This window comes from Absicoccus porci, assembly GCF_003725415.1.
GTDB classification, from domain to species: domain Bacteria; phylum Bacillota_I; class Bacilli_A; order Erysipelotrichales; family Erysipelotrichaceae; genus Absicoccus; species Absicoccus porci.
Genome location: NZ_RJQC01000001.1, coordinates 832,903 through 855,658, shown reverse-complemented (window position 1 = coordinate 855,658; position 22,756 = coordinate 832,903). Strand labels below are relative to the sequence as shown.

19 protein-coding genes, 1 pseudogene and 1 other annotated feature are annotated in these 22,756 nt (G+C 37.1%); of the genes and pseudogenes, 14 read left to right on the top strand and 6 right to left on the bottom strand.

Going from position 1 to position 22,756, the window contains the following annotated elements:
- Positions 1 to 164: 164 nt before the first annotated feature.
- Together EDX97_RS04270 and EDX97_RS04265 are read right to left on the bottom strand one after the other, a co-directional pair.
- On the bottom strand, positions 165 to 1,406 hold the full coding sequence (locus EDX97_RS04270) for an IS256 family transposase (protein WP_413568637.1): 1,242 nt from the start codon (positions 1,404 to 1,406) through the stop codon (positions 165 to 167).
- A 114-nt stretch (positions 1,407 to 1,520) separates the two neighbouring features.
- A complete protein-coding gene (locus tag EDX97_RS04265) occupies positions 1,521 to 2,345 on the bottom strand; it encodes an IS3 family transposase (RefSeq protein ID WP_128519938.1) in 825 nt (274 codons plus the stop codon).
- A gap of 662 nt (positions 2,346 to 3,007) precedes the next feature.
- Between EDX97_RS04265 and EDX97_RS04260 the strand changes: the two genes are divergently transcribed.
- Positions 3,008 to 4,108, top strand: coding sequence for a hypothetical protein (locus EDX97_RS04260; protein ID WP_128519937.1), 1,101 nt, complete (start codon positions 3,008 to 3,010; stop codon positions 4,106 to 4,108).
- A 600-nt stretch (positions 4,109 to 4,708) separates the two neighbouring features.
- Here the strand turns inward: EDX97_RS04260 and EDX97_RS04255 are convergent.
- The 4 genes and pseudogenes from EDX97_RS04255 to EDX97_RS04240 form a co-directional block, all read right to left on the bottom strand.
- Positions 4,709 to 5,950: an IS256 family transposase gene (locus EDX97_RS04255; RefSeq protein WP_420884685.1), complete on the bottom strand. Its 1,242-nt coding sequence runs from the start codon at positions 5,948 to 5,950 to the stop codon at positions 4,709 to 4,711.
- Positions 5,951 to 6,051: 101 nt separating this feature from the next.
- Positions 6,052 to 7,232, bottom strand: a pseudogene (locus EDX97_RS04250) (IS256 family transposase); the annotation flags it as partial.
- Between the two features lie 133 nt (positions 7,233 to 7,365).
- The gene (locus EDX97_RS04245) at positions 7,366 to 9,021 is read right to left on the bottom strand and encodes a [FeFe] hydrogenase, group A (RefSeq protein WP_128519935.1); all 1,656 of its coding nucleotides are present in this window, start codon (positions 9,019 to 9,021) and stop codon (positions 7,366 to 7,368) included.
- An 806-nt stretch (positions 9,022 to 9,827) separates the two neighbouring features.
- The gene (locus EDX97_RS04240; RefSeq protein WP_128519934.1) at positions 9,828 to 10,202 is read right to left on the bottom strand and encodes an ArsR/SmtB family transcription factor; all 375 of its coding nucleotides are present in this window, start codon (positions 10,200 to 10,202) and stop codon (positions 9,828 to 9,830) included.
- Positions 10,203 to 10,343: 141 nt separating this feature from the next.
- On the opposite strand from EDX97_RS04240, the gene EDX97_RS04235 reads away from it, so the two are divergent.
- The 13 genes from EDX97_RS04235 (at position 10,344) to holA (ending at position 22,730) form a co-directional block, all read left to right on the top strand.
- Positions 10,344 to 10,562, top strand: coding sequence for a cation transporter (locus EDX97_RS04235; RefSeq protein ID WP_128519933.1), 219 nt, complete (start codon positions 10,344 to 10,346; stop codon positions 10,560 to 10,562).
- Entirely contained in the window at positions 10,559 to 12,454 is a 1,896-nt protein-coding gene (locus EDX97_RS04230; protein ID WP_128519932.1) for a heavy metal translocating P-type ATPase, read from the top strand. Before EDX97_RS04235 ends, EDX97_RS04230 begins: the two co-directional genes overlap by 4 nt.
- 19 nt (positions 12,455 to 12,473) lie before the next feature.
- The gene (locus EDX97_RS04225; protein WP_128519931.1) at positions 12,474 to 13,259 is read left to right on the top strand and encodes a glycoside hydrolase family 25 protein; all 786 of its coding nucleotides are present in this window, start codon (positions 12,474 to 12,476) and stop codon (positions 13,257 to 13,259) included.
- Positions 13,260 to 13,313: 54 nt separating this feature from the next.
- The gene (locus EDX97_RS04220; RefSeq protein ID WP_128519930.1) at positions 13,314 to 13,862 is read left to right on the top strand and encodes a TetR/AcrR family transcriptional regulator; all 549 of its coding nucleotides are present in this window, start codon (positions 13,314 to 13,316) and stop codon (positions 13,860 to 13,862) included.
- 39 nt (positions 13,863 to 13,901) lie between these two features.
- Positions 13,902 to 14,092, top strand: a binding site (T-box leader).
- 29 nt (positions 14,093 to 14,121) lie between these two features.
- Complete coding sequence (gene alaS / locus EDX97_RS04215) at positions 14,122 to 16,749, top strand: alanine--tRNA ligase (RefSeq protein ID WP_128519929.1); 2,628 nt, start codon at positions 14,122 to 14,124, stop codon at positions 16,747 to 16,749.
- Positions 16,750 to 16,814: 65 nt separating this feature from the next.
- Positions 16,815 to 17,066, top strand: coding sequence for an IreB family regulatory phosphoprotein (locus tag EDX97_RS04210; protein ID WP_128519928.1), 252 nt, complete (start codon positions 16,815 to 16,817; stop codon positions 17,064 to 17,066).
- The gene (gene ruvX, locus EDX97_RS04205; protein WP_128519927.1) at positions 17,066 to 17,491 is read left to right on the top strand and encodes a Holliday junction resolvase RuvX; all 426 of its coding nucleotides are present in this window, start codon (positions 17,066 to 17,068) and stop codon (positions 17,489 to 17,491) included. Before EDX97_RS04210 ends, ruvX begins: the two co-directional genes overlap by 1 nt.
- A 40-nt stretch (positions 17,492 to 17,531) precedes the next feature.
- Positions 17,532 to 17,786 carry a DUF1292 domain-containing protein gene (locus tag EDX97_RS04200; RefSeq protein WP_128519926.1) on the top strand — a complete coding sequence of 85 codons (255 nt, stop codon included), beginning with the start codon at positions 17,532 to 17,534 and terminating at the stop codon, positions 17,784 to 17,786.
- The gene (gene mltG / locus EDX97_RS04195; RefSeq protein ID WP_128519925.1) at positions 17,779 to 18,858 is read left to right on the top strand and encodes an endolytic transglycosylase MltG; all 1,080 of its coding nucleotides are present in this window, start codon (positions 17,779 to 17,781) and stop codon (positions 18,856 to 18,858) included. The genes EDX97_RS04200 and mltG overlap by 8 nt, the downstream gene beginning before the upstream one ends.
- Before the next feature lie 43 nt (positions 18,859 to 18,901).
- Positions 18,902 to 19,381: a transcription elongation factor GreA gene (gene greA / locus EDX97_RS04190; RefSeq protein ID WP_128519924.1), complete on the top strand. Its 480-nt coding sequence runs from the start codon at positions 18,902 to 18,904 to the stop codon at positions 19,379 to 19,381.
- Between the two features lie 48 nt (positions 19,382 to 19,429).
- Entirely contained in the window at positions 19,430 to 19,912 is a 483-nt protein-coding gene (locus EDX97_RS04185) for a ComEA family DNA-binding protein (protein WP_128519923.1), read from the top strand.
- Entirely contained in the window at positions 19,909 to 21,795 is a 1,887-nt protein-coding gene (locus tag EDX97_RS04180; RefSeq protein ID WP_128519922.1) for an MBL fold metallo-hydrolase, read from the top strand. The genes EDX97_RS04185 and EDX97_RS04180 overlap by 4 nt, the downstream gene beginning before the upstream one ends.
- A complete protein-coding gene (gene holA, locus EDX97_RS04175; RefSeq protein ID WP_128519921.1) occupies positions 21,792 to 22,730 on the top strand; it encodes a DNA polymerase III subunit delta in 939 nt (312 codons plus the stop codon). Before EDX97_RS04180 ends, holA begins: the two co-directional genes overlap by 4 nt.
- The last annotated feature ends 26 nt before the right edge of the window (positions 22,731 to 22,756 follow it).

The window sequence follows — 22,756 nt, the reverse complement described above, 5'->3', positions numbered from 1 at the left end:
AAATGATGTTTTATGCCGAGAAAACTTGTTTATAATGAGCGACCCTAATGTACGCTTAAAACGGCCAGCTGAAAATTGATTTTTTTGACTGGCCGTTTTTTCAGGTTCTTAGGGGCGGAGGCTCATTGTAAACAAGGAAATTGGAATATATATCATTTCAAGATTCAGTATTGAATGTACTTTTCGATACGATCCTTAAACTGATCGTTGACCAACAATTGATTCAATACCATCGACCAATTATTCAGATGTCCTTTCTCCCATTTTTTCTGTAGTTCTTTCACCCGTAAATAGAGCAGCTTGAATACGGCTTCATGATTTGGAAATGACCCTTTTTTCGTCACTTTTCGAAAGGAGGAATTTACCGATTCGATCGCATTTGTCGTATACATAACTTTTCGAACAGCAGATCCATAATCAAACAGCTGTTCTACATGAAGGAAATTCCTTTTCCATACTTCGATCGCTCCAGGATATTGTTTCCAGTTGTCGCAGAATGTGTCGAACGCAGTCTTAGCTGCTTTTAGTGAAGAGGCTCCATATACTTTTTTAAGATCGGATGTGAATTTTTTGTAGTCCTTAGTTGGTACATATCGGATGGAGTTCCGAATCAGATGAACGATACATCTTTGTACGACAACTCCGGGGAAAATAGCTTTGGCACCCGATTCAAGACCGGATACGCCATCCATAGAAATGAAAAAGATATCTTCGACTCCTCGTGCCTTGATCTCATCAAATACCTGCATCCAGTAGTTCTTTGATTCCGTGGAATCCATCCACAAACCAAGAATTTCCTTTTGTCCCTGCAGGTCATACCCAAGAATCACATAAACAGCTTCTTCTTTGGCTTCATAATCGTTTCTGACAGAAACATACATACAGTCGACAAAAACAAATGGGTAACATTTTTTGAGCGGTCTGTTCTGCCATTCTTCCACTTCGGGAAGGATAGCATTGGTTATATCCGAGATCATATCGTGTGATACTTTAAAACCATAAATATCCTCGATCGTTGATGAGATATCACGTTGTGACATTCCACGTGCATACATGGATAATACCTTTCCTTCGATATCGGAAACATCCTTTGATCGTTTGGGAACAATGACTGGTTCGAAGGATCCATTCCTGTCTCTTGGCGCATTGATTTCTACTTCTCCCATTGTGGTTTTTAAAGTTTTGGGATTGGAACCATTTCTTCTGTTCTTTGTAGATTTTGGCTCTTTTGAATTGGATTTATAACCAAGATGATTGTCCATTTCCCCCTGAAGCATGCCTTCAAACAATGGACCAAAGATTTCTTTGAGAGCATCCTGCATATCGGCTAATGAATCACAGTCATATTCTTTAAGGATTTCATTGGCAATCTTGACAGCGGCGGGATTTCTTTTAATTTTACTCATTTCATTCATTTTCCTTTTTCTCCTTCAACCATATCATGAGATAGGCATAATAAAAACTGTGTTCATTAGTTAGCCGTACGCATCTAACTAACTTACACAGTTTAGATTACACTCTCACTTCTTATGTTTTCTGGCTTTTACTACTAGATTATTATCTTTCATGATTTGTCTTACTATTTTTTCAGATACAATGATATTATCTTTTCTCAGTAGTGCATGAATCCTTCTATAACCATATCTTCCCTTGTTTTCTTTGAATAATTCAATAATTTTTATCTTTATTGCCTCATATTTATAAGGTGATTGTTGTATCTTGTGCTGATAAAAGTAACTGCTCTTGGATATCTGAAGTTTTGCAAGAAGCAGTGACAATGCATATTTATTCCTTAGGGCATCGATTATCATTGTCTTCTCTGTGTTTTTCAGTCTTAACAGATCGATGCCCTGATCTTTTTTTAATATTTCTATTGTCTGTTTTAATATATCGTTTTCTAGCTCCAGATCTCTTATCTTAGCTGCCAGTTCAATATTATTATCGGAACCCTTATCAGCATCTTCATTAACGATCAAAGTTCCTCTTGGCAAATCTTTCTTTTTATTCATTATAGCCGCTGCACCTCCAGATAAATACAGCTTTCTCCAACTATAAATACTCGTCCTTGAATATCCGTATTCTTCTGATATTGATTTTATGTCTTCTCCTTCTTCAAAGCAACGGTGAAGTATTTCAAGTTTTATTTCTAATGATGGATGACGCCTGTGCCCTGGTGAATCTGTAGCATCATATTTCTTGCGTTTCTTTTCGATATCTCGATTCTTGATCCAAGTATACATATTTTGTCTGCTTGGATATCCGAGTTTATGAATTACCTTAGCTATCGATCCAGTTTCATCATACAATTGAAGTGCTTTCTTTTTCTCTTCCTCCGTAAACGACATTTTTCTTTCTCCCTGTCATCGTCGGTCCAAGAATTTGTCCGCACCCCCTCTCTCATTATCCATGATTCTATTTTTTACGAGTACTATCGTAAAAAAACGGGAAGAAGGCAAACATCATCGGGTTGCTCTTACCCATGTGGCCAGAAAACTGATTCGTATCATTTTCTTTTTAGAAAAAAACGATACTGATTATGACCCTAAGAAAATGAGGTAGCCATTTTCTTATAGACCATTAGACCATTTTTTAAAATTGACCTTTTGTTAGGTCTTTTTGTCATGTCTTTTTATAATTCTTGTCTTTTTGCTTGATTTTTAATAGTTAATCTCCTAATTATTATAACTTGGTTTATTTAATATATTTTATCATACGTAAAGCTAATGAAAATATTTTATCCTACCTTAGTCAATCTTTCTCAATCACATCTTCCTTTGGTAACAATTAATTTTCTGATTTATTCATGCAATATTATCTATTATAAACATCTTTTATGCGTACAAAATACCTTATAACAGAGGGATGAATATGAGAACAACTCAAAAGATATTATGTATTATCACTGATATGGAATGTTCTGCAACTTTATAGTCCAATTTGGTCATTTGTTAAAATATAGTTATAATTAATATATATAAAGTATTTTTTTACTGGGAGGGAATTTAAAATGAGTGACGTAGAAAAGAATACAGAACAAATTAAATCAGAAACAAGTGATCCAGAAACTTCCGTTTCTGAACAGGAACAGAATGTGACACCACCTTTACCAGAGCAGTCTGAAAAAGCAGAGAAACCGAAAAACAAGAAAAAGTTAACACGAAATATTATCATTGTTTTAGTTGCTGCTTGTATTGTCATTGTTATTGCATTGTTTGCAACCACAGATCTTAGAGCATATAACAAAGCAGTCAGAGAATATAACAACGAAGAATTTAAAGAGGCTGAAAGTACATTTAAATCTTTAGGAGATTATAAAGATTCCAAGGACTATTTGGATAAATGTAAATATGAACTTTCTGTAGATGGACAATTTATGCGCGCATTGAAGAAAGGGCTTCAGAAACGTTGGAGTATTACCGATAGTGATGAAAATGAAGAGCTTGACGATGATGATGCTGCTAAAGAATGGATTGATGCAGAACTAGATAGCATTGGTTCCTTCAAAAACAAAACTTTCGACGATTCAAAACTACAGGATGCAGCAAAACAATATATAGAAGCTTTAAATGATAGTAAAAAATCACTTGCCTATTATAATAGTGATTATTATACATACACTACACAATGGGAAAACGCATATAATAAACGTACTGTGTTGATTAAATCTTTTGTAGATGATTATGGATTAAAAGTCGATGATAAATATCAAGATGATTTGGATGACATTTTAGATGATGCGAAAACAACTCAGAGTGCTCAAGCTGATGAAGATCAACTTAATTCTGACTTGGAGAAATCTATCAAATCTATTCAGTTTACTGCAAAGAATGAGGGCGATGCAGAATTCCCATATTATAGTTATTTTATTACTTTTACTAATAAGACACAGAAAACGTTTAAGTCGCTTAACTTTGATGTAAATGTGAAAGATGAGAACGGGAATATCATTGACACTGGAGATAGCGATTATTCATCGAATAACCTTTCTCCAGGCAAACAGGTAACACTTGACGTTTATTTTGATAATGATGAAACAGATTATAGTGGATATACTATAGAGTATGTACCTCATTATGGAACCACTGATGGTTTGTCCACAGAATTTTAATCAACATGACAATCAATAGGGAAAAGACATCTGCCAGAAAATCCAATAAATCTTTTTCAATTTTATAAAAGGAAAATGAGAGTGGAATTTAACTATATAAGTTAGTTAGATGTGTGAGAGGGGGGGTTGTCAAGAAAAGTGTGTATTTAATATTTTATGATCGATTTTAATAAGTTCTAAATCTTGTTTTGAAATGATGTTTTATGCCGAGAAAACTTGTTTATAATGAGCGACCCTAATGTACGCTTAAAACGGCCAGCTGAAAATTGATTTTTTTGACTGGCCGTTTTTTCAGGTTCTTAGGGGCGGAGGCTCATTGTAAACAAGGAAATTGGAATAAATATCATTTCAAGATTCAGTATTGAAGGGTTTGTCAAGAAAAGTGTGTATTTAATATTTTATAGTCGATTTTGATAAGTTCTCGATCTTGTTTTTAAAATGATGTTTTATGCCGAGAAAACTTGTTTATAATGATCGACCCTAAGGTATGCTTAAAACGGCCAGCTGAAAATTGATTTTTTTGACTGGCCGTTTTTTCGGGTTCTTAGGGGCGGAGTCTCATTGTAAACAAGGAAATTGGAATAAATATCATTTCAAGATTCAGTATTGAATGTACTTTTCGATACGATCCTTAAACTGATCGTTGACCAACAATTGATTCAATACCATCGACCAATTATTCAAATGTCCTTTGTCCCATTTTTTCTGTAGTTCCTTCACCCGTAAATAGAGCAGCTTGAATACAGCTTCATGATTTGGAAATGACCCTTTTTTCGTCACTTTTCGAAAGGAGGAATTTACCGATTCGATCGCATTTGTCGTATACATGACTTTTCGAACAGCAGATCCATAATCAAACAGCTGTTCTACATGAAGGAAATTCCTTTTCCATACTTCGATCGCTCCAGGATATTGTTTCCAGTTGTCGCAGAATGTGTCGAACGCAGTCTTAGCTGCTTTTAGTGAAGAGGCTCCATATACTTTTTTAAGATCGGCAGTGAATTTTTTGTAGTCCTTGGTTGGTACATATCGGATGGAGTTCCGAATCAGATGAACGATACATCTTTGTACGACAACTCCGGGGAAAATAGCTTTGGCACCCGATTCAAGACCGGATACGCCATCCATAGAAATGAAAAAGATATCTTCGACTCCTCGTGCCTTGATCTCATCAAATACCTGCATCCAGTAGTTCTTTGATTCCGTGGAATCCATCCACAAACCAAGAATTTCCTTTTGTCCCTGCAGGTCATACCCAAGAATCACATAAACGGCTTCTTCTTTGGCTTCATAATCGTTTCTGACAGAAACATACATACAGTCGACAAAAACAAATGGGTAACATTTTTTGAGCGGTCTGTTCTGCCATTCTTCCACTTCCGGAAGGATAGCATTGGTTATATCCGAGATCATATCGTGTGATACTTTAAAACCATAAATATCCTCGATCGTTGATGAGATATCACGTTGTGACATTCCACGTGCATACATGGATAATACCTTTCCTTCGATATCGGAAACATCCTTTGATCGTTTGGGAACAATGACTGGTTCGAAGGATCCATTCCTGTCTCTTGGCGCATTGATTTCTACTTCTCCCATTGTGGTTTTTAAAGTTTTGGGATTGGAACCATTTCTTCTGTTCTTTGTAGATTTTGGCTCTTTTGAATTGGATTTATAACCAAGATGATTGTCCATTTCCCCCTGAAGCATGCCTTCAAACAATGGACCAAAGATTTCTTTGAGAGCATCCTGCATATCGGTTAATGAATCACAGTCATATTCTTTAAGGATTTCATTGGCAATCTTGACAGCGGCGGGATTTCTTTTAATTTTACTCATTTCATTCATTTTCCTTTTTCTCCTTCAACCATATCATGAGATAGGCATAATAAAAACTGTGTTCATTAGTTAGCCGTACGCATCTAACTAACTTACACAGTTTAGATTACACTCTCGTATTGAATGTACTTTTCGATACGATGTTTAAACTGATCGTTGACCAACAATTGATTCAATACCATCGACCAATTATTCAGATGGCCTTTATCCCATTTCTTTTGAAGTTCCTTTGCTCGTAAACTCGTAAATATAGAAGCTTGAATACAAATTCATGATTTGGAAACGATCCTTTTTTCGTTACTTTTCGAAATGATGAATTAACGGATTCAATCGCATTTGTCGTATACATCACCTTTCTGACTGCTGATTCATAATCAAACAGCTGTTCTACATGGACAAAGTTTCTTTTCCAAACTTCAACGGCACCGGGATACTGGTTCCAGTTATCACAGAAGTTTTCAAACGCTGTTCGTGCTGCTTTCAGTGATACAGCACCATAAACTTTCTTCAGATCGGCCCTGAATTTTTTATAATCCTTTGATGGTACGTATCTGATGGAATTGCGAATCAGATGGACGATGCACCGCTGTACCACGACTACTGGAAAGATGGCCTTGGCACCGGATTCAAGTCCGGATACACCATCCATGGAAATAAAGAAGATATCTTCAACGCCTCGGGATTTGATTTCGTCAAATACCTGCATCCAATAGTTCTTAGATTCTGTGACATCCATCCATAAACCAAGGATTTTTTTATGTCCTTCCAGATCATAGCCCAATATCGTATAAACAGCTTCTTCCTTGGCTTCATATTCATTTCTTACGGAAACATACATACAATCGACGAATATGAATGGATAGCACTTTTTAAGAGGCCTGTTTCGCCATTCTTCTACTTCAGGAAGGACCGCATCCGTTATATCTGAAATCATTTCATGGGATATCTTGAATCCGTAGATGTCTTCGATCGTAGCAGAAATGTCACGCTGTGACATGCCGCGTGCATACATGGCCAATACCTTTCCTTCAATCTCGGAGACATCTTTCGTTCTTTTCGGAATGACTACCGGTTCAAAAGAACCATCCCGATCTCTAGGGGTATTGATCTTTACTTCGCCTATCGAAGTTTTCAAGGTTTTAGGATTGGATCCGTTTCTTCTGTTTTTTGTAGATTTGGGTTCTTTTGAATTGGATTTATAACCAAGATGATTATCCATTTCTCCCTGAAGCATACTTTCAAACAATGGACCAAAGATTTCTTTGCGAGCATCCTGCATATCGGCAGAGTTTCTTTTTTATTTTAGCCATGTCATAAGTGTATAATAAAAACTGTGTTCATTAGTCAGTCGTATGCATCTAACTAACTTACACAGTTTAGCTTACACTCTCTAAAGGAGTTTCTATCAGATTGTTTCAGATTTCCTCAAAGACTTCAGAACCCTGATGGCATACCGGGCATTCTTCCGGCGGTGTCACACCTTCACAGACATAACCGCAAACCTTACATTTCCAGGTCTTCACCTCATCAAAGACTTCTGCGCCCTGATGGCAAACTGGGCACTCCTTCGGTGGTTCTTCTCCTTCATAGACATAACCGCAGATTCGGCACTTCCATTTTCTCTTCTTTTCTCCCGGCTTCGTGATTTCCACATAGTCGCTCTCCGAGTTCTTCTGTTCATTCAACCTCCGGTATTTCTCTGCACTCTCTCCGAGGTCATTTTCTCTGTTGTGATAGGACGTGTGCAGGAGCTTTTCTGCAAGATTCGAAAGAGGCTTCCCATAGAAAGTTTCGTACAAGTCTTTCAGTTCCTGGTTTCTCGTACTTACCTTCTCATCCATTGCTGCATCTTTTGCATACAGTCCCTGAATGCGTTCTTTTCTCGCATCATCTGCCGTTTCAAGGTGTTTCGGCTGACCGCCACCGCCGATGCAGCCACCTGGGCACGTCATGACTTCAATGAAATCAAAGTCGCTAAGTTTCTGTTCTTCAAGGAAAAGCCGTACATTCGCTGTTCCGTAGATTACCGCAACACGAACAGCAAGCGAGTCTGTAAGTTGCACGGAAGTTGTACGGATTCCCTCATATCCTCGGACCGCAGAAAGTTGGAGAAGGTTCTTCGATGCTGGTTTATTATTGAGGTATTCATACGCTGCCCTGAGAGCAGCTTCCATGACTCCACCAGTTGCACCGAAGATTACACCGGCACCGCTCTTCTCAGACATCAGGGAATCGAAATCCGATTCTGGCAGTTCTTTATAATCAATACCTGCATCCTTTGCCCAGGCAATGAGCTCTCTGGTAGTGATACAGAGATCCATATCACGGAGAGAGGGTTCATTCCAATAAGTAGCGGAACTATTCATTTCCTCGCGGCGAATCTCAAACTTCTTTGCTGTGCAAGGGGTCAGACATACGTTCATGATTGTTTTCGGATCGATACCCTGTTTCTTTGCATACCAGGACTTGATGGTCGGTCCTTGCATACCAATCGGACTCTTTGCTGAAGAAATGTTTGGCAGAAGATCTGGATAGTAGGTTTCTACAAACTTTACCCAGGCCGGGCAGCACGATGTGAACTGTGGTAGTGGTGCACTCTTCTTCGTCACACGTGAGAGCAGCTCCGAAGCTTCTTCGACAATGGTCATATCCGCTGCAAAGTCTGTGTCCAGTACAATGTCGAAGCCAAGGGCTCGAAGCAAGGCAACCATCTTTCCTTCGGAAAATGTGCCTGGATCCTCCCCGAACCCCTCACCGATGGAAACACGGACAGATGGTGAGGTAGAGACAATCACAAGCTTTTCTGAATCAGCAATCGCCGCTTTCAGAGTATCAACTTCGCTCTTCTCGGTAATTGAATTCACAGGGCAGACATTTGCGCATTGTCCACAATGGACACAGATTGGCACATCGTTGGTCTTGGATAGATCATAATAGGTCAGGACTGAAATCTCATCTCTGCACACGTCACGGCATTTGCCACAGCGGATACAGAGATCTTCATGTCGTTCAATTGAGGGATTGTCCGGATCGATTGGTACCCGGATATCCGGTGAAAGGTGTTTTGTCATACTTGCCTCTTTCTTCAGTACGATTGAGATGTTCACGTATACAAATTAGCGAATCGTGTTTTCCAGTTACTACACTCGTCTGTTGTTATCGTACCTTAACCTTCTGCTGCAGGCAGGTTTCTGTATTTTCTAGTTAAAGAGAAGGTACTCATTTCCTATATTTCCAGTGAAGATCATACAATCCTAAATTTTTTGCTGAGACTGTATTCGACTTTGGACGGAATCTTTTGATCTACTCTGCTCACAATTAACCCTTTGTCTTCCAGTATTTCAATTGTCTGGATGAAGGCATGTGCGTCATTTCTTTCGGCTTTCTTTGCTGCAGCTCATTGAAAGGAACAGTTTCTTCTGACGATAGGTACATGGACGATTAGACTGTCACGACTTTCTGAGATGTTAGAAAGGAACATTTGCCATATGAATCTTTTTTTTGTGGATTGATACTAGGATCAATACATATCGTACTGGTATGTCCTATTTGATATCATTATACATGAAAAAACAAAGAAAAAAGCAACTTCATGAAAAGGAGATGTGATGGAGTTTGTTCCACCAAATGATCAAGTTGAAATTTCCTCTGTAAGGAAGGGTGAAGGCAGAAATCAAATGACAATTTGAAGAAAAAAGCCTGAAAAGTTATTATCTAGACGACAGTAAGATTGCATCTTCTGAAGTAGCAAATTTCCTGGATACACCAGAACTTGATAAAAAATTTGTTCACAACAAAATTATTCCAAAAAGGCCGATGGCAATGAACAATCGTTCAAAATCATCGAACCTTTTAATGAGCAGATTCACGATTCTCGTTACCGGTTTTTTTCTCCATTGGATGGACAAGATACTTTTGCGACTTTTTCGATGACATGATGTAAGGTATCTACAAGTTCAGAATCGGCTGCTTTATAATACATTTCTTTACCATGCCTTTCACTTGTGATCAAACCGGCATCTTTTAATAAACGTAAATGATGGGAAACCGCTGGACTGGACATATCAACAGCGGCGGCAATATTAATCACACATTCCTGTGCATGACAAAGAAACCAAAAGATACGTAGTCGCGTGGGATCACCTAATTGTTTCATGGCAGCAGCAACTGTATTAATTGTTTCTGGACTTGGAATATGTTCAATAATTTCTTGTTCGTTTTCCTGATGATGATGAGGCAATGTTTTCGTCATAAAAATCTCCTTGTTTGTATTTTATCATTTTCGTCAAGAAAAAGATTAAATAAATGTTTAATCATGGTTGACTTCATTCTAGGGTGTGCTATTATAAAAGTACAATTAAACAATTGTTAAATCGTTGAAAGGATGATTACTATGAAAAAAAGCTACAAAATTGATGTTGATTGTGCCAATTGTGCCAATAAAATGGAACAAGCCGCCAAAGCTACTGAAGGTGTAAAAGATGCGACTGTTAACTTTATGATGTTAAAAATGAAAGTTGAATTTGAAGATGGTGTAGAACCAAAAACAGTGATGGAACAAGTGCGAAAGAATTGTAAACGTGTGGAAGACGATTGCGAGATCTTCCTATGAACAAAAAACAAAAGAAAAATTTAATTCGTATCCTGGTTTCCGCCGGATTGATGATTTTTCTGCACTTTGTACCTGCTTCTGGATGGATACGTTTTGTCCTGTACATGATTCCTTATCTGCTCATTGGATATGATATTTTATGGAAAGCTATCAAAGGGATTATCCATCGACAACCGTTTGATGAGTGTCTTTTGATGGCAATCGCAACCGTAGGTGCTATGGCTCTAGCCATTAGTGAAAATGGTGACTATACCGAAGCCATTGCGGTTATGTTGTTTTATCAAATAGGAGAGTGGTTTCAATCCTATGCCGTTGGCAAAAGTCGTAAAAATATTACGGATCTAATGGATATTGCACCCGAATACGCCAATATAGAACAAGATGGACATTTAGAACAAGTGGATCCGGATGATGTCGAAATTGGATCAACCATAGTTGTGAAAACAGGCGAAAAGATTCCCATTGATGGAGTTGTTTTGGATGGAAAAGCATCTTTGGATACAGCTGCATTGACAGGTGAATCTTTACCTCGTTCGGTACACCAAGGCGATGAAGTCATTAGTGGTTGTATCAATATGGATGGGGTTTTAAAAATTTGCACGACGAAAGCATTTGAAGATTCAACCGTTGCGAAAGTGCTGGAATTGATTGAAGACGCGAGTTCCCATAAATCACATTCGGAAAATTTTATTACAAAATTTGCTCGTGTTTATACACCAATTGTTGTATATTCCGCGATCGCATTAGCATTTATTCCGCCGCTTATTCAATGTTTGATGCATACACAAGCCCAATGGGGAACCTTCTTGTATCGTGCCTTGACCTTTTTAGTTATAAGTTGTCCATGTGCTTTAGTTATCAGTATTCCATTGAGTTTCTTTGCCGGAATCGGTGCAGCTAGTCATGAAGGCATTTTGGTCAAAGGGTCTAATTATTTAGAGATCTTATCAGAAATTAAGACGGTCGTATTTGATAAAACAGGTACATTGACCAAAGGTGTATTTGAAGTCACAAATATCCATCCAGAAAAAATTTCTGCGGATGAATTGCTTCATATGGCTGCCCATGTGGAACGGTATTCGACTCATCCTATTGCGAATTCTTTAAAGAAAGCCTATCCAAATGAGGATGATGATTGTGTAATTTCGGATGCAAAGGAAATAGCTGGACAAGGCATGCAAGCCATGGTCAATGGCAAACTTGTTTGTGTTGGAAACGCTAAAATGATGGATGCAATGGGTATTTGTTGGCAAGATTGTAAAGATGCAGGAACCATTATTCATATCGCAATTGATGGAGTATATGCTGGTCATATCCATATTTCCGATGTGATCAAACCGCATACAAAACAAGCAATTTCGGAATTACGAAAAAATGGCATTACCGATGTTGTGATGCTGACGGGTGACTCACAAAAAGTGGCCCAACGCGTTGCAGAAGAAATAGGCATTCAGAATGTCTATAGTGAATTATTACCACAAGATAAAGTCAAAAAAGTAGAAAATTTACTACAAAACAAAGCAAAAGAAAATGATCGTTTGGCTTTTGTAGGCGATGGTATCAATGATGCACCCGTCTTATCTCGTGCGGATATTGGTGTCGCTATGGGTGCCATGGGAAGTGATGCAGCTATTGAAGCGGCTGATGTCGTATTGATGGATGATGATCCATTAAAATTAGCGACGGCTATTCATATTTCCCGAAAATGTTTACGTCTTGTAAAGGAAAATATTTGGTTTGCGATTGGTGTTAAAGTACTATGCCTAATTCTAAGTGCGTTTGGTCTTGCCAATATGTGGTTAGCTATTTTTGCGGATGTAGGCGTTATGATCCTTGCCGTTTTGAATGCTATGCGATGCATGTTTATACATTCGATAGAACCAAATTCCTAAAACATGTTAAAATAAATGCATGAGACAACAAAAACAACGAAGACAGCTCATGCTTCTAATGATGATTTTCGTATGTGTCATCGGATTGATTTTAGCTATTCTTTCCATGTCTACAACAACGAAGAAAACAAGTGATTCCTATTATGATTTAGATGCGTTTGGTTATAAAAACGGTTTGATGACATTTAATGATTCCAATTATTCCACACAAACAGGAATCGATGTTTCCAGCCATCAAGGCTCCATTGATTGGGATGCTGTGAAAACAAGTGACATTTCTTTTGCGATGATTCGATGTGGATATCGAGGTGCAAGTGAAGGTGCTTTATATGAAGACAGTGCGTTTGTTTCTAATATCAAAGCAGCCAAAGCTGCGGGTTTAAAAGTAGGCGTTTACTGGTTTTCCAGTGCGATTACTGTTTCAGAAGCCAAAGAAGAGGCTGATTATGTTCTTTCTTTGATTTCAGATTATGATCTCGATATGCCCGTTGCCTTTGATATGGAACGATTAGAAGGTCAAAGCAGTCGAATTGATAATCTAACGAAGAGTGAAAAAACCAATATTGCGAATGCATTTATATCACGACTGAAAAAGAAAGGATATCAGACATTGGTATACGGAAATACTTCGTGGTTATCCAATGACATTCAAGTGAAGAAGATCAATTCCGATATATGGTTAGCATCTTATAGTGATACGCTCAAGTATAAAAAAGCATTCACAATGTGGCAGTATACACAGAAAGGATCCGTAGATGGCATCTCCGGATCGGTTGATATTGACTTATATATTCAGAAAAAGTAAACATTTGAATATTAAGAATGAATCATTTAAAATAATGGACAGAGGGAAGCGCGTATGTCAGATTTCACTAAAATTGCGATCATGCATTCATTAATTGAATTGTTAGAGGAAAAAGAGTTTACGAAAATTACCGTGAAAGATATTGTGACTCGATGTGGAATCAATCGCAATACTTTCTATTATCATTTTGAAGATATCTATGATCTTTTGGGTCAAACCTTTCAATATTTGATTGATCAAACCAATCTACAAAACATCAATCTGAACAATTGGCAGGAGATGTTAGAAGATATCCTCCAACAAGTGGAAAAATGGAAATTAGCAGGACGCCATATTTTTAATTCATTAAGTACACATGATTTATATCGTTATATGCATGAAATCTATTGGGTATCGTTTGAAAACTATTTTACCCCTATTTTTGATGAAATGAATGTACCTCAAGATGATCGCATTTTCTTTTTAACAGCCTTAACAGATACCATGATTGGTTTCACATTGGAATGGGCTGAAAAAGATTTTAATGAGCAATTTGCACATACAAATATTCAAAAAGTAGCAGAATGGCTGAAACGTATTTTAGCGTTGGATCCAATCCAATAGTCTATTGAATTTTTGATTCGTTCGTGATACTATTCATTTGATTTATCGGTGATAAAAACAAGTACAATCGTATTTATGGAATAAGAGATAAGGTGGTTGGTGCAAACCTTACACAGGATTTGATTGGAAGCTATTTTGGAGATAAACGTATTTCGGCGTTAACGAATAATCAAGGGCATCTATCAAACATAGATGAACTAGGATGGTACCGCGTAATTTACGTTCCTAGAAATAGGAACGTTTTTTAATGGAGGAAAAGATGAAACAATTAACAGGCAACCAAGTTAGACAAATGTTTTTGGATTATTTTAAACAACATGGTCATATGATCGAACCCGGCGCAAGTTTGATTCCAGTCAACGATCCAACCCTATTATGGATCAATGCCGGTGTTGCTGCTTTAAAGAAATACTTTGATGGAAGTGAAAAACCAGCTTCAAACCGCATTGCAAATGCCCAGAAGAGTATTCGTACCAATGATATTGAAAATGTAGGTAAAACAGCTCGCCATCATACTTTCTTTGAAATGTTGGGAAATTTTTCCATTGGTGACTATTTTAAAACCGAAGCCATTCATTTCGCATGGGAATTTCTAACAAGTGAAGAATGGATGGGCATTGATAAAGATCGTTTATATATTACTGTATATACGTACGATGATGATGCTTATAACGTTTGGACCAAAGAATGTGGTGTTGATCCAAGTCATATGTTACGAACCATGGACAATTTCTGGGAAATTGGTAAAGGACCTGGTGGACCCGATAGCGAAATCTTCTTTGATCGTGGTGAAAAATACGATCCAGAAGGATTGGGTGAAAAATTGTTCTTCGATGAGATGGAAAATGATCGCTATGTAGAAGTTTGGAATATTGTATTCTCTCAATTTGATTGTGATCCATCCATTGATCGTAAAGACTATAAAGAATTACCACAAAAGAATATTGATACCGGTATGGGACTGGAACGATTGGTTGCATTGATTCAAGATGGTGAAACCAACTTTGATACTGACTTGTTCCTGCCAATTATTCATGCCACTGAAAAATTAGCAAAATATCCATATGAAGGCGAATATAAAATGGCCTATCGTGTCATTGCCGACCATATTCGTACCATTACTTTTGCGATGAGCGATGGAGCTAATTTCTCTAATTCTGGTCGTGGATATGTATTGCGCCGTGTTCTTCGAAGAGCCGTTCGTTATGGTTTGAAATTAGGATTGGACGAACCATTCTTATATAAATTAGTACCTGTCGTTGCAGATACCATGCAAGATTTCTATCCTTATCTACAAGAACATGTAGCCTACAATCAAAAATTGATTGAAGTAGAGGAAAAGACATTTAAGAAAACGTTGAAAAACGGACAAGCATTATTGGATGCAGAAATCCAAAAATGTGATGGCCATTTACCAGGTACAGTCGTATTTAAACTCTATGATACTTATGGATTCCCATTTGAATTGACGCAAGAAATTGCGCAAGAATCCAATGTTTCCGTCGATCGTGAAGAATTCGACGTAGAAATGAATAAACAAAAAGAACGTGCACGTAATGCTCGTAACACTAAGGAATCCTTTGGTGAACAACATGAAGCTTTGATGGCATTCACAAAACCAAGCACATTCATTGGTTATGATCAATATACATGTGAAGGTAAAGTAATAGGTTTATTTAAAGATGGTGAATCAGTGGACTCATTGAGTGATGAAGGTCAAGTCATTCTGGATCAAACGGTTTTCTATGCAGAAAGCGGTGGACAAACAGCTGATACGGGAACAATGACTGGTGATGGTGTGGAATTGGATGTCACTGATGTACAAAAAGCACCAAATAAACAACCATTGCATACCGTAAAAATCAATGCCGGTCAATTATCCATCGGCGATACGGTAACTTGTCAAATTAATGTAGAACAAAGAAAAAATACCACTGCCAATCACTCGGCTACTCACTTGTTGCAGGCGGCTCTACAAAAAGTTGTAGGATCGCATATTCATCAAGCCGGATCCTATAACTGTGCGGATTATTTACGATTTGATTTTAACCACTATGAAAAAGTCAGTGACGAACAATTAGCTCAAGTCGAAGATCTTGTGAATGAGTATATTGCGGCTGGCTATCCAGTTACCAAAGAAATCATGGATATTGAAGAAGCTAAAAAATCAGGTGCGATGGCATTGTTTAATGAAAAATATGGAGATCGCGTACGTGTCGTAACGATGGGTGATGTATCCAAAGAATTCTGTGCTGGTTGTCATGTCAACAATACTTCGGAAATTGGCGTATGTAAGATTATTAGCGAAGAATCGGTTGGATCCGATGTTCGTCGTATTACTGCTAAAACGAAATTAGCCGCATACAATGAATTTGCACAAGAACATCGCATGTTGGAAAATATCGCGATGAGTGCAAAACAAAAGACCATTAAAGATATCGATCATAAAGTAGCACAAAGCTATGAACAAATGAAAGAGCTTCAAAAAGAAATTGCGAATTTGCAGAATCAAATGTTTGCTTTAAAAGCCAAAGATTGGGCAAACGATATTGAAGATTGGGGCGCTATTCATGTTTTGATCAAGGAAGTAGAAGGTATGGATGCCAAAGCTTTGAAAGATATCGTTTCCAATACCAAGGCACAAGATGAAAAGGTTGTATGTTTCTTTGTGAATAAGAACCATGGAAAACTTGTCTTTGTCGCTGGTGCGGGAAAAGAAGCTGTTGCAAAGGGTGTTCATGCTGGAAAACTTTTGAAAGCTGCTGCACAAATCTGCCAAGGAAATGGTGGTGGAAAACCAGATATGGCACAAGCCGGTGGTAAAGATGCTAGCAAAGTAGAAGAAGCTTTAGAAAATTTAAAAGCTAGCTTGCATACATTTGCGTAAACTGGTTTATTTATAGAAAAATATTGTGTATAATTATATATATTTATTAAGGGAGTGTGATGATGATGAAAGACGTTACAGAAACAATGACTTTCACTACTGAAGAAATTCGTCGTGAGAACATCAAAACCATTTTGCGTGAAGTCAGCGATGCGCTAGAAGAACGCGGATATAGTTCTGTAAACCAAATTGCAGGTTATTTAATTAGTAATGATCCTGCTTATATTTCTTCACATAAGAATGCACGTAACTTGATTCAACGTATTGAACGATATGAAATCATTGAAGAATTAGTGCGCGCCTATCTGGAGAAGTAATGGAACGCATTATCGGATTAGATTTAGGAAGCAAAACATGTGGTGTGTCAATTAGTGATTCTTCACGTTTTATTGCGAGAGCTCTCACAACCATTCGATTTGAATCAGATGATTATGATGATTGTTTTGATCAAATTTTAGAACTTTTAGAGAAAGAAAAAGTCAAAGAGGTTGTATTAGGATTACCGAAACATATGAATGGTGATATTGGTGAGCGAGGACAACTTTCCATTGATTTTGCGAATGAGCTTGAGAAGGAAGGAATTACGTGTCATCTTTGGGATGAACGATTAACGACTGTCAGTGCTGAGCGATTGTTGATCTCGGGGGATGTTTCGCGTAAAAAGCGCAAGAAAATCATTGATCAAATGGCCGCTGTAGAAATTTTACAGAGTTACTTAGATCGACAACGTAACGGGGGTTAGTTTTGATCCCCCGTGTTTTTTGTAGAAGGAGGATTCTATCATGTTAGATTCAAATTGCTTATATGTGACTGATGAAAATGGACAAGAAAAAAAGATGATTATCTTGTTTACTTTTGATTCGCCCGATTATGGACAACAATATGTTGTTTTTCAAGATCCAAATCTAGAAGATGGCCAAGTCTACGCTTCACGATATGATTCTGAGGGCAATTTACTCCCAATTGAAAGTGATGAAGAATGGGATATGGTAGAAGAAGTCATCAACACCTTTGTGGAGGATGAAGAAAATGCGTAAATCCAAGAATAAACATCGACCGGTGATCATCGTTGTTTTGATTCTTGTAATTTTCGTTGTCGCTTGTGGTGGTTATTATTTTTATGAATTGACACCCATTAGTGATGGTTCGAAAACCATTGATTTTGCGATCCAAGAAGGCGAATCCTATGACAATGTATTAAATAATCTGGAAAAGAAAGGTCTGATTCGATCCGCTCGGATTGCGAGTCTTTATTCTAAGATTCATACACAAGAATCCTACTATGCCGGTGATTACGAAATCAACAACGGCATGAATACAGGAGCAGTTTTACAATATATTTCGAATGTTAAGAATACGAATAAAGAACAAATCAAAATTACAGTTCCAGAAGGAAAGTGGGCCAAAGAAATTGCTGCTATGATCGCTGCAAAATATCCAAAGTATTCTACTGAAGAGATTCTGAAAAAATGGAATGATATCAGTTATATCAAGAAATTGGCCAAAGATTATTCCTTTTTAGATGTGGATACACTCAATAACTCCAATTATAAAGTAAAATTAGAAGGCTATTTATTCCCAGATACGTATGCTTTAAATAAAGATATGACCATAGATGAAATTACACGTGTATTTCTTGATCGATTTCAAGACGTGTATGAAACCTATAAGTCAGATATTGAGAACAGTGGATATTCCTTGCAACAGATTCTGACGCTTGCAAGTATTGTTCAATTTGAATCCGCAACGAAAAGTGATATGAAAAAAATTGCGGGTGTTTTCTATAATCGATTGGATGATAATATGAAGCTGCAATCCAGTGTAACCGTATGTTATGCATTATATGATGATTTTAAAGATGCACAAGATTGCGAAGTCAATACCGATGTGGATTCACCATATAATACGTACGAACACAATGGATTGCCAATTGGTCCTATTTTAAATCCAGGTGAAGATGCGATTGATGCGGTCTTACATCCAACCAAATCGGATTATTTATATTTTGTAGCTGACATCAATGGAGATGGAAAAGTATATTATTCCAAGACTCTTGAAGAGCATGAAAAAAAGATGGAAGAATTAGGTCTGAATTTGGACAACCAATAGATATGTGATATAATCACTGTGCAAAAAAATAAGGAGTGGTAACATGGCAGAAGAAAAAAATTATGTAACACAAGAAGGTTATAATGCATTAGTTGCAGAACAAAATAATTTAATTCATAATGTACGAAATGAAGTCATCATCGAGCTACAAGAAGCACGTGCACAAGGTGACTTGTCCGAAAATGCCGATTATGATGCAGCCCGTGATCATCAAGCTCGTGTTGAAGCACGTATTCAAGAATTGGAAGCAATGATCAAAAATGCGGTCATTGTCAATGATGTAGAAAAAGAATCCGGTGAAAAAAAGGTGAAATTTGGATCTACAGTCAAGATTTTAGATTTATCTGATAATACCGAATTAGAATTCCAAATTGTTGGTAGTCAAGAAGCCGATCCACTAAAAGGAAAACTTTCCAATGCAACACCACTAGGAGAAACTTTGATTGGTGCCAAAGTTGGTCAAACTGTAACCGTTCATCATGTGGAAGAGCCATATGATGTGAAAATCTTGGAAATTAAATAATTTTCGTCATTTTGTCATTAATAAACGTAATAGAGAAGGGTGATTTGTATGAAAAGAACGCTTCTCTTTTTTTGTATCTTTGCGTTTTTTGTATTTGCGTATGTAGGTCGCTATCAACCCATTTCCTTAGATTTGGTTTCTCCTTCGACAAAGACCGTAGAAATTAAGGGAGAAGTTAAAAAACCAGGTGTTTATACAATCAAATGGGATGGGACTATCAAAGATCTCATTCAAGCAGCTGGTGGTTTGTGTCCGGAAGCCGATACCTCATCTATTGCGATGTTAAAAGAAATGAATCCCAAAGAAGTGATCGTAATTCCTCGAAAATCAGCTACCACTTTGAAGAAGGTATCGCTCAATACAGCCACGGAACAAGAACTACAAACCTTACCAGGCATTGGTCCAGCCATGGCTAGTCGAATCATCGAATATCGCAAAACCAAATCTTTCACTTCCCTAGAAGAAATCAAAGAAGTCAAAGGAATTGGTGATAAGATGTATGAAAAAATCAAGGATCGGATTTGTTTATGAAGATAGCCAGTTTGTTTTTATCTTGCGGCTTTTGGGCATTAATGGCTACGCACGATTCATTTTGTATTGGATTTTTAGGCATTCTCTTTTTCCTTTTTTTATGGCTTCGCTTTCATAAACGAGGACTTCTTTGGATTTGGGTAGGACTGATTGCCTTATCATTGTGGTTATGTCGGCCCATTCAACAAGAAGTTCATCCAGGTGTCTATCACATTTACCAAATCAAACAAAATTATGTGTTGGCAAGAAATAAAAAAACATCCATCATTGTGTATGGTATTGAAGATCCTAATTTCTATGACTGTTACTATGTTTCCAGAGTAGAACGCATTGATCATTTAAAAAACATCCATCAATTTTCTTTTTCAGACTTTATGGCCAAACAAAATATACAGTATTGTGGCTATTCTAGTTCTAAACAGTTTGTATCCAGTTCTCATTCTTTGAAAAGTCAGCTATATAGTCGATGGAAAGACAATAAAGTGATTCAATCCAATTTATACGGCATTTATCAAGAAGAAACGCCTTCTATCGTGACACGACTCGGCTTACCCGTGATTGGTATTTTCTATATCTTGAAACGAAGAATACAAAAGTATATTTCTAAAGAAAAAGCCCAAATTCTATTATTGATCCTTATGTTAGGGTATGGATATCTATTTCTGTTTACTGTTTCTTTCGTTCGTTTCTTTTTACTGTTCTTTTATACAAGCATCTTTAAAAAACGTGAATGGGCATTATCTGCATCGATTGTCACGTTTCTCTGTTTTTTGCCAGGATATGCTACGGATTTTGTTTTCGTATTTCCTATTGTTTATCGTTTGCTTTCCTATACCAAAAAGCGAAAACAACATCGTGCTTTTGTGCTGGCAATCAGTCAATTGATTTATTTTCATGAACTCAATATTCCCTTGCTTCTCTGTTTTTCTTGGATACGAATGATCCATAGTTATATTGTCTTATTTTCTTTGCTCCCATTTGGACAAAGTTTTTCAAATTTATGGTATGATTGGATTCAAAAATTTCCTTTGTCTCATTTTCATTATGTACCTGGATTATTGTTTTATATTCTTGTGATCCTGTTTGTGATAATTCCCAAAAAACGCAAAATGGTTTGTATTGCACTCTGCATACTTCCATGGATACAACCCTATATGGATCCCTTTTTTCATGTGTATATGATTGATATTGGACAAGGTGATTGCACATTAATTCTCGAACCATTTCATCAAAGTGCTGTTATGATTGATTGTGGTCAAAGTTTTTATCGAGACAATGTAAAAGAAATTATTATTCCTGTTCTAAAAGACCTACAAGTCAAACAATTAGATGCATTAATTTTAACGCATTCCGATTTTGATCATGATGGTGGAGCTTCTGAACTTGAAAAATCCATGCCAATCAAACAAGTCATTCGTTCACGTGATGAAATCCCAAAGGTGAAGTATCCCTTTTTTTCTTTATTACCCAAAAGAGATGCGTCGGATACCAATGACGAAAGCATCGTATCTTATTTTTCCTATGATGGTTTTCAATATTTATGGATGGGTGATGCCAGTATGCAAGTAGAACAAGCATTGATGAATCAATATGATTTGACAGTGGATGTCTTAAAACTAGGTCATCATGGATCCAATACCTCAAGCAGTATGACATTCTTAGATCAGTTACGACCAACTGTTGGCTTGGTTTCGGTTGGTAAAAAGAATCATTATGGACATCCATCCAGTATGGTCATCAGTAATTGCCATACGTTAGGCATTCATATCTTTGAAACCCGTCGACATGGAATGATCCATCTTTTCAGTTTTAAAGGAATACTTTGCGTAGAAACCGCAACACATTTGATTGGTATCGTCAAGACACGTATAATAAAACCATGAACTACATTTTACATGGAACGGATACTAGTCGAATCGAACAACGAATGGAAGCCATTAAACGGAAACATGATATCCAACAAGCCTTGGATTTTGATTGTCAACAAACAGAACAAGCAATGATTCTTCATGAAATGGATAGTCTTTCGATTTTTGATGAAAAGAAAATGATAGTCTTACATCATTGCACCTTTTTGGCAATGAAAGATACGACAAAGTATGATATCGAAGCCTTTATCAAACGAACCGATGCATCCGATCAATTGATCATGGTTTTTTGTGCGGATTGTGAAAAACTCTATGAACGACGCAAAACCGTAAAAAAACTGGCGAGCCTATCAACGGTATATGCCTGCATGCCATTGGATGATCAATCACGACGATCGTTTGTGATAGAAAAAGCAAAAGCAAAAGGTATGCAGCTCGATCGTCAAACTTTGGATTGGATTTGTTCAAGAATTGGTTATGATTCATTGCATATTGAAAGTGAAATAGAGAAGTTAAGCATCTATTCAAAAAAACCAACTGTTGCGGATTGTCAACAACTGATCACTCCGGAACCAACTGACAATATCTTTAAGATGGTCGATGCTTTATTTTCACGAAATGCGTTATTACTATTATCTTATTATCGTAATTTTCGTCAACAAAACATGGAACCCGTTGCCATTGTTGCTTTATTGGCCGGTCAAATTCGTTTCTTATTTCAAGTACACGTATATTTAGAATCTGGTAAATCACAAGCAGAAATTGCCAAGATCTTGCATGCGCATCCCTATCGCGTAAAGATCAATGCGCAACGGGCACAAAATTTTACTTCACAAGAATTAATGGATCAATTGGTTTTATTAGCGACATTTGATCAAGAAATGAAACGAGGACAAGTTGATAAAGACGATGGATTTGAACAGTTTGTATTAAAAATGTTAGAGGCATAAAAAAAGGCACCCATGATGGTGCTTTT